The sequence below is a fragment of the Amycolatopsis keratiniphila genome (assembly GCF_000400635.2).
GTDB lineage: Bacteria > Actinomycetota > Actinomycetes > Mycobacteriales > Pseudonocardiaceae > Amycolatopsis > Amycolatopsis keratiniphila.
This window is the reverse complement of sequence record NC_021252.1, coordinates 5,369,484-5,382,281: the sequence shown is the minus strand read 5'-3', so window position 1 is coordinate 5,382,281 and position 12,798 is coordinate 5,369,484. Positions and strand designations below refer to the sequence as shown.

5 protein-coding genes are annotated in these 12,798 nt (G+C 72.1%); all 5 read left to right on the top strand.

The features are described from left to right. The first annotated feature begins 238 nt into the window (after positions 1-238). The 5 genes from AORI_RS65245 to AORI_RS65225 are packed head-to-tail and all read left to right on the top strand — an operon-like array spanning position 239 to position 12,798. Complete coding sequence (locus AORI_RS65245) at positions 239-6,544, top strand: type I polyketide synthase (protein ID WP_016335184.1); 6,306 nt, start codon at positions 239-241, stop codon at positions 6,542-6,544. Beyond that, a complete protein-coding gene (locus AORI_RS65240) occupies positions 6,538-10,566 on the top strand; it encodes a beta-ketoacyl synthase N-terminal-like domain-containing protein (RefSeq protein WP_016335183.1) in 4,029 nt (1,342 codons plus the stop codon). The genes AORI_RS65245 and AORI_RS65240 overlap by 7 nt, the downstream gene beginning before the upstream one ends. 15 nt (positions 10,567-10,581) lie before the next feature. Then, a complete protein-coding gene (locus AORI_RS65235) occupies positions 10,582-10,881 on the top strand; it encodes a phosphopantetheine-binding protein (protein ID WP_016335182.1) in 300 nt (99 codons plus the stop codon). A gap of 4 nt (positions 10,882-10,885) precedes the next feature. Then, positions 10,886-11,671 (top strand): alpha/beta fold hydrolase, encoded by a 786-nt coding sequence (locus AORI_RS65230; protein WP_016335181.1) that lies wholly within the window; start codon positions 10,886-10,888, stop codon positions 11,669-11,671. Then, entirely contained in the window at positions 11,668-12,798 is a 1,131-nt protein-coding gene (locus AORI_RS65225; protein WP_016335180.1) for a glycosyltransferase, read from the top strand. Before AORI_RS65230 ends, AORI_RS65225 begins: the two co-directional genes overlap by 4 nt.

Genomic DNA, 12,798 nt, shown 5'->3' with positions numbered 1-12,798 from the left:
AATGCGTTGTCAAAATCGCCGACGACCGTGATAAAAGTGCAGGTCAGAGGCTTGTTCCGCCGGTGTCGACATATTTGTTTCCGGCGCCGGACTTTAGCATGCGTTCCCTTGTTTTCCGAGTTTTCACACGAAAGTATTGCGCTCTCTGCGGCAAGTAGGTTATTTCTTGTGAATCCCGCTGAAAGATCGCCGAACCCGGCGAGGTTCGACCAGCCCCAGCCGAACAGGAGGTCCGCCGGTGAGTCATGCGACGGCGCGCACGCGGGTACTCGGCGTCAACCCGCTCGGACGTCCGGATCCGGGGCTGGCGGCCGCCGTCGCCAGGGGCGGCGGTCTCGGGATCGTCGAATTCGAGTCCACAGTGTCCACAGTGGACGGGCGCTTCCCGTTCGGTGTCCGGATCCCGGCCGGTCGCACCGTACGGGACGAAGAAGTGCGGGAAAGCGGCGCGGGGCTCGTGCTGCTGGCCGAGGGGGCGGTCTGGCGGGGCAGGGCCGGCCTCCCCGTGCTGGCCGAGGTGACCGGTGCCGAGCAGGCCGTCCGCATGCTCGACGCCGGCGCCTCCGGTCTGGTGGCGAAGGGAGCCGAAACGGGCGGCTCCGACCTCACCACGTTCGTCCTGCTGCAACGGTTGCTGGAGCGGTTCGGCGAGGACGTCCCGGTGTGGGCGTACGGGGGCATCGGGCCGCGCACGGCGGCGGCCGCGATCGCCGGTGGCGCGGCGGGGGTGGTGCTCGACGGACTCGGCCTGTTCCCCGAGGCCGACGTGCCCGCGGCGGCCCGGAACGAGCTCGCCAGGGCGGATGACGGGCTCAGCGCGTTGTTCGAGAAACGCTTCGAGGACGCGGAAAGCGCTGTCCGTTCGGTCGTGCGGTCGCTCGCGGCGCCTTCGGCGATCCCCTCGGACCAAGGCGTACGGCTGTGCCGCACGTTGGGGACCCGGCTGCCGGTCGTGCAGGGACCGATGACGCGGGTGAGCGACCAGCCCGGTTTCGCCGCCGAGGTCGCCGCGCACGACGGCTTCCCGTTCGTCGCGGTGGCCACCGCGAACGGCGCCAAGACCACCGAACTGCTCGGCCGCACCGCCGAAGCGCTCGGCGAGCGGCCTTGGGGAGCGGGCATCCTCGGCTTCGTCCCGGAGGCGCTGCGCGCCGAGCAGCTCGCGGCCATCCGGGCCGCGCGCCCGCGCTGCGTGCTGATCGCGGGCGGGAAACCCGCGCAGGCCAAGGCGCTGGAGGCCGAGGGCATCGCGACCTTCCTCCACGTGCCGTCGCCGATCCTGCTGCGCCAGTTCCTCGACGCCGGGATCCGCCGGTTCGTCTTCGAGGGCGCCGAATGCGGCGGGCACATCGGCCCGCGGTCGAGCTTCGTGCTGTGGGAGCAGCAGCTGGACGTCCTGCGCGAACACGGCGCCGAGGACGTCGAGGTCCTGTTCGCGGGCGGGATCCACGACGCCCGCTCCGCCGCCATGGTGTCGGCTATGGCCGAGCCCCTGAGCGGCGGCGTCGGCGTCCTGATGGGCACCGCGTACCTGTTCACCGAGGAAGCCGTGACCCACGGCGCCATCACCGAAACCTTCCAGGACCGCGTGCTCGGCGCCGGGTCCACGGTCACCCTGGAGACCGCGCCCGGGCACCTCACCCGCTGCCTGCCCAGCCCGTACACCGACGAGTTCGCCGCGCTGAAGGCCGGCCTCCGCGCGGACGGCGTCCCGCCGCAGGAGGTCTGGCAACGGCTGGAGGAGTTGAACACCGGACGGCTGCGGATCGCCAGCAAGGGCATCCGGCGGGAAGGCGACGCGCTCGTCGAGGTCGACACGCTCGGCCAGCTCGCCGAGGGGATGTACATGGCGGGACAGGTGACCGTCCTGCGCGAGGACCGCACCGACATCGCCGCCCTGCACCGGGATGTCACCGAAGGCGCGGCGGAACTGCTCGCCGCCCGCGCTCCCGCCGAAGAGTCCGTTATGGACGGTGACATCGCGATCGTCGGGATGGCGTGCGTCTTCCCCGGCGCACCCGATCTCCCGGCCTTCTGGTCCAACGTCCTGCACGGCGCCGACGCGGTCACCGAGGTGCCGGATCAGCGCTGGGACAAGGAGATCTACGCCGACCAGTCGACGTCGAAGTGGGGCGGCTTCCTGCCGCAAGTGGACTTCGACCCGCTCGCGTACGGCATCCCGCCCAAGTCGATGGGCAGTATCGACCCGGCCCAGCTGGTCTCCCTGCAGACGGCGCGGCGTGCCCTCGAAGACGCGGGTTACGGCGAAGGCGGCTTCGACCGCGAGCGCACCAGCGTCATCTTCGGCGCCGAGGCAGGGGGAGACCTGGCGAACGCCGGTGTCCTGCGCGCGCTGCTGCCGAGCTATCTCGAAGACGTTCCGGAAGAACTCCTCGCGCAGCTGCCGGAACTGACCGAGGACTCGTTCCCCGGCACGCTCGCCAACGTCATCTCCGGCCGGATCGCGAACCGGCTCGACCTCGGCGGCACCAACTACACGGTGGACGCCGCTTGCGGCTCCTCGCTGGCCGCGCTCGACCTCGCGGTCAAGGAACTGCGTGCGGGCACGAGCTCGATGGTCCTGTGCGGCGCCGTCGACCTGCACAACGGAGTAAACGACTACCTCATGTTCACCTCCGCGGGTGCCCTGTCGCCGACCGGGCGATGCCGTCCGTTCGACGCCTCGGCGGATGGGATCGCGCTCGGCGAAGGCGTCGCGTGCCTCGTGCTCAAGCGGCGTTCCGACGCCGAACGCGACGGTGACCGGGTGTACGCCGTGGTCAAGGGGGTCGGCGCCGCCAGCGACGGCAAGGCGCTCGGTCTCACCGCGCCGCGTCCCGAGGGACAGCGGCGAGCCCTCGCGCGGGCCTATCGCGACGCCGGGGTGTCCCCGGCGGACGTCTCGCTGGTGGAGGCGCACGGCACCGGCACGGTCGTCGGCGACGCCACCGAACTGACCACGCTCACCGAGTTCTTTCTCGCCGCGGGCGCCGAGCCGGGCACATGCGCGCTGGGTTCGGTGAAGAGCCAGATCGGGCACACGAAATGCGCGGCGGGGCTGGCAGGCCTGATGAAGGCTGCGCTGGCGCTGTGGCATGAGGTCGTGCCGCCCACGCTGCACCTGAGCAGGCCGAACCCCGCCTGGGACGCCGAAAGCAGTCCCTTCACCTTCTCCACCGGCGCCCGGCCGGCGCCGGTTCCGCGCGGACGCGAGTTCGCTGGAGTGAGCGCGTTCGGGTTCGGTGGGACCAACTTCCACGCGGTGCTCGCCGCCCCGGGAGTCCCGCCGGGACGGCGGCACGGCCCGCGTGACTGGGACGCCGAACTGGTCCTGCTCCGCGGCGCCGACGTGGAGACCGCCCGGGCCGCGCTGCGGAATCTGCTGGCGGCCAACGAAGGACGCCCGCTGCGGGAGATCGCCGCCCTCGCCGCCGAACGAGGCGGATCCGAGCCGGTGCGCCTCGCGGTCGTCGCGAGTGATCTCGCGGAGCTGCGGGAGGCCGCAGCGAACGGAGGGTTCGTCGCGGAGGACATCGAGGCCGGCGCGGTCGCGTTCCTGTTCCCCGGACAGGGCAGCCAGCGGACGGGGATGCTGGCGGAGCTGTTCGTGCACTTCCCCGAACTGGCCGATGTCCTGGGGCTCGCTCCCGACGTCGCCGCGACCACGTTCCCGCCGCGCGCCTTCACCGAGGACGCCCGCACCGCGCAGGATGAGGCGCTCAAGGACACGCGCGTCGCGCAGCCCGCGCTCGGGCTCGTCGAATCGGCGGTCTGCCGCCTGCTCGCCGACCTCGGCGTCCGGCCGGACCTGCTGGCGGGGCACAGCTACGGCGAACTGACCGCGCTGTCGGTGGCGGGCGCGTTCGACACCGCGACCTTGGTGGCGCTCAGCCGGGCCAGGGCCCGTTCGATCGCCGAGGTCGCGGGCGCCGACCCGGGCGCGATGGCCGCGGTGAAGGCGTCCCGTGACGAACTGGCCACCGCCCTCGACCATCCGGATGTCGTACTGGCCAACCACAACGCACCCGCCCAGACCGTCCTTTCCGGACCGACGGCCGCGATCGAAGAGGCGGTCCGCGAACTGCGGGCACAGGGGATCGGCGCCAAACGGATCCCGGTCGCCTGCGCCTTCCACAGTCCGCTGGTGGCCGGGGCGAGCGACGTGTTCGCCGTCGATCTCGACAACGCCGAGATCGGTGAGCCGGGGCCGCCGGTGTGGTCGAACCGCACCGCACGGCCGTACGAAGCCGGCACGGTGCGCACCGAACTCGCCGCGCAGATCGGCTCGCCGGTGCGCTTCGTGGAACTGATCGAGGACATGTACGCGGCGGGCGCGCGCACGTTCGTCGAGGCGGGCCCGGGACAGGTGCTTTCCCGCCTGGCCAAGGAGATCCTCGGCGACCGTCCGCACACCGTGATCGCGTGCGACCCCGGCGGCCCGGGGCTGCGCGGATTCCTCACCGCGCTCGCGCGCCTGGCGCTCACCGGCGTCGATGTGCGTACCGAACGGCTCTTCCGCGGCCGTGTCCGCGTCGGTCCGCTCCCCGAACCCGCCTGGACCGTGGACGGCCAGACCGTCCGCGCGCCCGGTGGCGAGGTCCCCGCCCATGGGCTCGTGCCCGCCCGACGAATCCCGAGGACGACCATGAACCAGCCCGCGCCCGGTCGTGACCAGGCCGTCGTCGAATTCCTCCGCACCAGCCGCGAACTGCTGGCGGCGCAGCGGGACGTGATGCTGGGGTACCTCGGCACCGCGCCGCTCGCCCCCGCTCCGGTGCGGGCGCCCGTCGTGCCCGCCTTGCTGCCGCCGGTCGAAGCCCCGGTCGTCGTGCCCGAGCCGGAACCGGTCGCGGAGGCCCCTGTCACGGATGTCCTGGCCGCCGTGATCGGCGCGATCAGCGAACGCACCGGCTATCCGGCCGAGATGATCGACGCCGATCTCGATCTGGAAGCGGATCTTTCCATCGACTCGATCAAACGCACCGAGATCGCGGGCTCGCTGCTCGCGAAGCTCGGTCTCTCCGGCCGGGTGCACGACGACGCCCAGGATCAGCTCAGCCGCGACCGGACGGCGAGCGCGCTGGCCGCGCGGCTGCGGAAGTGGCTCGAACCGGCCGTTCCGGTCACCGTGGTGGCGACTCCCGATGAGGCCCCCGCGGGAACCGCGCCAGGCCGGTACCTGCTCGATCGCGTGTCCGCGCCGCTCGGCACGCCCGACCTCGCCAAGGTGGCGGGCAAAACGGTTTCGGTGAGCTTCGAGCCCGGCCAGGAGGAACTGGCCGAGTCGGTCCGCGCGGTGTTCGCCGACGCGGGTGCCCTGCCCGCCGAGCAGGAGGCCGACGTCCTCGTCGTGCTGAATCCCTTGTCGGACGCCGAAGAACCCGTCGCGGCGCAGGTGTTCGGCCTCGTCAAGAGCGCCAAAGGCGCGGTGGTCGTGGTGGCAGAGACGGGTGCCGGGCACACCGCCGGGCTGCGCGGTCTGGTCCGTGCCGCCGCGCGGGAACGGAGCGAGCCGACCAGGCTGGTCGAAGTGGAGTCCACAGTGGACCTTGGAAGGATCGCGCTGGAAGAGGCGATCGCCGACGGGCCGGCGGCCGTCCGCTACGACACCGCGGGGCGCGCGGCGTTCGAGCCGTCCGCGGGTTCGCTCGGTTCTGTCGCGTACGCGGGCGCGGGCCCAGGTGGAGGAGAGGTCAAGGCGCTCGGCCTCGACGCGGATTCCGTGCTGCTGCTGATCGGCGGTGCCCGCGGGATCACCGCGCGGGCGGCGGTCGCGCTGGCGGCGAGCGGCTGCCGGATCGAGCTGGCGGGCCGCACCCCGTGGCCCGCCGAACCGGGTGACGAGGACCTGCCCGGTGACGCGCCGGCCATGCGTTCGGCGCTGGCCGCGCGGGGTGGTTCGCTGGCGGATATCGAACGCCGGGTGCGCACCGTGCTGGCTCAGCGTGAGATCGCGCGGACGCTCGACCAGATCGCCGCGGCGGGCGGTACCGCGGCGTACCGGTCGCTCGACGTGCGGGACGCCGCCGCCGTCCGGCAGGTGGTGAAGGATCTGCACACCCGCTACGGCCGCATCGACGGCGTCGTCCACGCGGCCGGGGTGATCGACGACAAGCTGATGGCCGACAAGGACGAGCAGTCGTTCCGCACGGTCTACGGGACCAAAGTGGACGGTGCGCGGGCGCTGCTCGACGCGCTGGAGCACTTCGGCGTGCGGCCCGGTTTCGTGACCTTCTTCGGCAGTATCTCCGCGGTGCTGGGAAACCGGGGGCAGACCGATTACGCGGCGGCGAACGACGCGCTCGAAACCCTCGGCGGACAGTGGGCCGACCGCACCGGCTGCCGAGCACTGACCGTCCACTGGGGACCGTGGGCGCCTTCGGACGATCACGCGGGCATGGTGTCGCCGGAACTCGCGCGTGAGTACGAGCGCCGCGAGGTGGCGCTGATCGACCCGGACGAAGGCACCGCCGCGCTCCTGCGCGAGCTGGCCTACGGCCCGGCCGACGTCCGCTCGGTGCTGTACACGGCGTCGCTGTGGTGAACCAGGAGCCGGTCGCGATCGTCGGGATGGGCGTCTTCCTTCCCGGCTCGTCCACTGTGGACGAATATTGGCAGAACATCGTTTCGGGTACCGACGCGATCACCGAGATCCCGCCGCACCGCTGGGACCCGAGCTTCCACGACGGTGACGGCCGCACTCCGGACCGGACCTACGGGCGACGCGGCGGATTCGTCGCCGACAGCCTGGACTTCGACGCGACGGCGCTCGGCATCGCGCCCAGCACTGTCGCCGGGATGGAGCCGGACCAGCTGGTCGCGCTGGCCGTGGCCGCCGCCGCGGTCGACGACGCCGGTGGCCTGCGACGGCTGGGCGACCTCGAACGCGTGGGTGTGATCCTCGGCAGGGGCGGTTATCTCTCACCCGGACTCCAGCGGTTCGACCAGCGGGTCCGGTCGGTCCGCCAGATCACCGGCGCCGTCCGGGATCTCCTGCCGTCGGCGCGTCCGGAGATGCTGGACAGGCTGCGGGACGCGTTGCTGGAGCCGCTCGGCGAGTTCCGGCCGGACACCGCGATCGGGCTGGTGCCGAACCTCGCCGCGTCGCGGGTCGCCAACCGGCTGGACTTCGGCGGCCCCGCGTACACGGTGGACGCCGCCTGCGCGTCCTCGTTGCTCGCCGTGGACCAGGCGATCGGCGAGCTCGCCCGCCGCCGTTGTGACGTCGTGCTGGCCGGCGGTGTGCACCACTGCCACGACGACACGCTCTGGTCGATGTTCACGCAGCTCGGCGCCCTTTCGCCGAGCCAGCGGATCAGCCCGTTCTCGCGTGACGCGGACGGTCTCCTGATCGGCGAGGGCACCGCGATGGTCGTGCTGAAACGGTTCTACGACGCACGCCGCGACGGCGACCGGGTCTACGCGGTGCTGCGCGGCTCGGGGACATCGAGCGATGGGAAGGGCGCGAGCCTGCTCAGCCCGGCCGTCTCCGGTCAGACGCTGGCCCTGCGGCGCGCGTGGGCGTCGGCGGGGCTCGATCCCACCGCCCCCGGCGCGCTCGGCCTGCTGGAGGCGCACGGGACCGCGACCCCGACCGGGGACGCCGCCGAACTGGCCACCCTCGCCGAGGTGTTCGGACCGCCGGAGGGTCCCCGCGCGGCGATCGGCGCGGTGAAGGCGATGATCGGGCACACCATGCCGACCGCCGGCGCCGCCGGTCTGGTGAAAGTGGCGCTGGCGCTGCACCACGCCGTCCTGCCGCCGACCTTGAACTGCGCCGACCCGAGTCCGCTGCTGGACAAGACCCGGTTCCGTGTCTTGTCCGAAGCCGAGCGGTGGCGGTCGGGTGACGTCCCGCGGCGGGCGGCGGTGAACGCCTTCGGTTTCGGCGGGGTCAACGCGCATGTGGTCCTGGAGGAGGCCGACCCCGCGCCGTCGCGGCCGAGGCGGGCGAAGGTGACCGGGGAGCCCGAGCGGGTCCTCCTGCTCGCGGCGTCCACGCTCGACGGACTGCGCACCCTGCTCGATCGCCCGGATCCGGAGTCCGGCGGGCGCGGCCCGTGCCGGATCGGGATCGTCGGGCCGACCGGGAAGCGGCTCGAAGTCGCGCGGAGGGTGCTGGCGAAGATCGCGGCCGAGGGGGGTTCCTGGCACGGGCCCAACGACATCTGGTGCACGACGGCGCCCTTGCTGGAGCAGGCCGGGGCGAAGACCGCGTTCGTCTACCCGGGGCTGGAAGCGGACGCGGAACCGCGCTGCGCCGACGTCGCCCGGCATTTCGGCCTGGAACGGCCCGAGTGGTCGACGGCGAGCGTGCTCGCCCGCGCCTCCAGTGTGTCCCAGGTCGGGCTGCTGCTCGACACCGCGCTGCGGCGGCTCGCCATCAAGCCCGACCTACTCGCTGGGCACAGCGTCGGCGAATGGACCGCGATGCAGGCGGCCGGGATGTACCCTGGACAGTCCACAGAGGACATGTTGAACCGGTACTGGCCGCAGGGATTCACGCTGCCGGACGCCGAGTTCCTCGTGCTCGGCTGCTCCGCGGAACGGGCGGAGGCACTGCTCGCCGCCGAGCCGGAGCTGATGGTCTCCCACGAGAACGCGCCACGCCAGACGATCGTCTGCGGTGACCCGGCCGCCGCGGCCCGGCTTGCCAAGCTGTGTGCGCAGCACGGCGTCGTCGCCAGGACACTGCCGTTCCGGTCCGGGTTCCACACCCCGCTGATGCGGTCGCGGCTCGGCCCGTTCACCCGGCTCGCGGCCGAACTGGACCTGAAGCCGCCGCGGATCCCGGTCTGGTCGGCGACCACGGCCCGGCCGTATCCCGCGGATCCGGTGGAGGTCCGCGAGCTGTATCTGGCCCACCTGGTGCGCAAGGTCCGGTTCCGGGAACTCGTCGACGCGCTCTACGCCGACGGCGCCCGGGTCTTCGTGCAGGCGGGCGCCGGTCAGCTGGGTTCGTTCGTTTCGGACACGCTGGGCTCGCGGCCGCATCTGGTCATCCCGGCGTCCTCCGGCACGCGGGCGGGCCTCGCCCAATTGCGCCGGGTCGCCACCGCCGTCTGGGTGGAGGGCGGGCAGCCCGCGTTCGACGCGCTGGAGCCGCGCCGGACGCGAATCGACACGGCGGGCACGCTGCTTTCGGTCGAGGGCGACGTCAAGGGCATGTTCGCGGGTGCCGGTGAGGTGCCCGAACTGGCCGACGGGATCCCGGACGCGATCGTCGCGGAGTTCACCGCGCTGCTCGCGGAGACCCGAGAGGCCGCGGCGAGTGTCGTCAACGCGGCGGCACGGCGCACTGTCGAGTCCACTGTGGACGTCTCGCTCGCGACGATGCCGTATCTGGTCGATCACCGGTTCTTCCGCCAGCGCGCGGACTGGCCCGACGAATCCGACTTCCGTCCCACCGTGCCCGCGACGACGTTGGTGGACCTGGCCTGCCGCGAGGCGGAACGGGCCTGGCCGGGCACGGTCGCGACGGGGGTGAGCAATGCGGCGTTCTCCCGGTGGCTGATCGCCGCCCCGGCGGTGCGTGTGCCGCTTTCGATGACCCGCGAGGGCGACCGGATCAGTGTCCAAATCGGACCGCACGCCAGCATGGACGTCCATCTGGCGCAGCGTTATCCCACGGCTCCGCGGCCGTCTCCGCCGCCGGGTCCGGAAACGGCGCCGCCGCTGACCGCCGCCGAGATCTACACCCGTCGCGAGATGTTCCACGGCCCCGCGTACCAGGGGCTCGACAAACTCATCGGGCTCGGCGAGCGGCACATCCGCGGCGACCTCGTCGTACCGTCCGCGCCCGGCGCGCTGCTCGACAACGTCGGCCAGCTGCTGGGCTGCTGGCTGATGGCGACCAAGGCGGACGCACTGCTGGCGTTCCCGACGTCGATGGGCCGGGTCACCTGGTTCGCGCCGGAACCGGCGCCGGGCACGAAGCTGCGCTGCGTCGTCCGGGTCCGGCTGCCGCGGCCGGACGTGCTGGAGATGGACGCGGAACTGGTGCTGGACGGCGCCGTCCTGGCCAGGATCGAACAGTGGCGGGACATCCGGTTCCCGTGCGACCGGCCCGCCCACCGCGTCTACGCCTTCCCGGACCGGAATCGGCTTTCCGAGGACCACCATGGCGGCTGGACCGTGGTCACGGACCGGTGGCCGAGCCCGGCCGCACGGGACATCTACGCCGGCATCTACCTCGGCGCGGAGGAACGCGCCGAGTTCGCCGCCTGCGCGCCGCGACGGCAGCGCGGCTGGCTGCTGGAGCGGATCGCGATCAAGGACGCGGTCCGCGCGAAACTCGGCTTGGACGGCGTGTACCCGGCGGAACTCCGCGTGAGCGCCGACGGGACCAGGGTGACCGGGCTGCACGGCCGGGTCGTGCCGCCGCTGGCGGTGGCCGTCGCGTCGGTGGGCGAGGTCGCGGTCGCACTGGTCAGGGAAGAGACCGCGACGCCGCCCCTGATCGCGGTCCGGGCCGAGGGCGAGCTGGCGGGATTGGCCGAGGAGATCGGTATCGGGGCGGAATTCGCCGGAATCCCCGGCCACGTGGTGGCCTGGAACCGCGGGTAAGAAGAGGAGCACAGCATGACGATCGAACAGCAGAGTCCGGCGTCGGTCTTCGGCACCGTGGCCGAGTTGTTGAAGGAACTGGTCGGGGACACCGACGTCCTCGGCATCGAGATCACCCCGCAGACCACCTTCCACGAGGATCTCCAGCTGGAGAGCATCGATCTGGTGACCTTCGCGAGCATCCTCGCCGAGTTCTTCGGCGCGGACGTCAACCTCGCGGAGTTCCTGGCGGAGAAGGATCTCGACGACGTGATCGAACTCCGGGTCGGCGACATCGCCGACTACGTGGCCGCCCGCCTCGCCGAACGGGGCTGAGCCGGTGCCGACCATGACCGTCAACGGGCTGCGCACCAACGTGCAGCTCGTACCCGGCGGGGGCTCGGAGACCGTGGTGTTCCTGCACGGGATGGGCACCGACAGCCTCGCGAGCTTCTACCTCACGCTCGCCCCGCCGGTCGCCGCCGCCGGGGTGGACGTGATCAGCTACGACCTGCGCGGGCACGGCAAGACCGAACGCCCCGAGCGCGGGTACACGATCGCGGACTTCGTCGCCGATCTCGACGACCTGCTCGACCAGCTCGACCTCGACCGGCCCGTGCACCTGGTCGGCAACAGTTTCGGCGGCACCCTCGCCTACAGCTACGCCGTGGCGAAACCGGAACGGGTGCGCAGCATCGTGTGCATCGAGTCGGAGCCCGCCACCGAACTGTGGGCGGGCAAGATGTCGCAGATCCTCGAACACACCGTCCGGTTCTTGAAGGTCGAGGAAAGCTTCGACTGGATCGAGGCCAACTACAGCGCGCATCACCGGAGGCTGGCGAGAATGGCGGCCGAGCGGATCATGGCCACGTCGATGGCCGAGGAGGTCCCGCTCGGTCCGTTGCTGACCCTGGACCAGGTGGCAGGAATCGGCTGCCCCGTACTGTCCATTTTGGGCAGTCACGGCTACCAGGCCGACGATCTCACCGCGCTGACCTCGCTGCTGCCCCGCGGCGAGCTGCACGTGTTCGAGGGCCAGGGGCATTCGGTGCTCGTCGAGCAGCACCGCGAGGTCCGGGAGCTGCTGCTGAACTGGATCGACCGGCACGGGAGGCCGCGCGGATGAAGTACCTGCTGGTCGTCCCGCCGCTCACCGGGCATGTCGCGCCGTTGCGCGCGGTGGCCGCCGAGCTGGTGGGCCGCGGCCACGACGTCGCCTGGTGCGGCCCGGAACCCACGACGTCCGAACTGACCCGGGCGGGCCGGGTGTACGCGGCGGGGGACGCGCTGGAGTTCGCCGTCGAACGGCGCCCGGAAGGCCTGCGCGGGTTCGCGGCGCTGAAGTACCTGTGGGAGCAGTACCTGGTCCCGCTCGCGGACGCGATGGTCCCCGGCGTCGAGAAGGCGGTGGAGGCTTTCCGGCCCGACGTCGTGCTCGCCGACCAGCAGGCCTTCGCGGGCGCCCTCGTGGCGAGCCGCCGCTCCCTGCCGTGGGTGACATCGGCGTCGACGTCCACCGAACTCGGTGATCCGCTGGGCGCCATGCCGAAGATCGCCGCCTGGGTCGACGGCTTGCAGGAGGGCCTCCGCTCCCGGCACAAGGTGTCCTGTGGCGACCTGCGGTTCTCGCCGGACCTCATCCTCGCGTTCACCACCGTGTCCCTGACGGGGCCGATCGCCGACGTCGGCGCGGTCCGGTTCGTCGGCCCCGCGCTGGCCCCCGCGCCGCCGGTGGGGTTCTCGTGGGACCGGCTCGACGGCCGCCCGCTCGTCATCGCCACCCTCGGCACCGCCAACGCGGCTCTGGGCCGCCGGTTCCTGTCCGAATGCGTCGACGCCCTCGCCGGGATGCCGGACGTCCAGGGCCTCGTCGTCGACCCGGCCGGCGAACTGCTCAGCGACGACGTCCTGATCGTCAAGCGGATCCCGCAGGCGGAAGTGGTGCGGAAAGCGGCGGCGGTGATCTGTCACGGCGGGCACAACACCGTCAGCGAGACCCTGGCCTCCGGGCTGCCGCTGGTCATCGCGCCGATCCGGGACGACCAGTCGATGCTGGCTCAGCAGGTCGAGGCGGCCGGCGCCGGGCTGCGGCTGCGTTTCGACCGCGCGAAGGCGCCCGACATCCGCGACACGGTCACCGAAGTGCTGACCGATCCCGCCTACGCCGCGGCGGCCGCGCGGGTGCGGGCCTCGTTCGCGGCGGCCGGGGGAGTCGTGGCCGCCGCGGACCACCTCGAGTCCCTGCCGCACTGA

Coding starts and splice junctions, on each gene's coding strand:
- AORI_RS65235 (WP_016335182.1), top strand. CDS start 10,582: ATGACGATCGAACAGCAGAGTCCGGCGTCGGTCTTCGGCACCGTGGCC.
- AORI_RS65225 (WP_016335180.1), top strand. CDS start 11,668: ATGAAGTACCTGCTGGTCGTCCCGCCGCTCACCGGGCATGTCGCGCCG.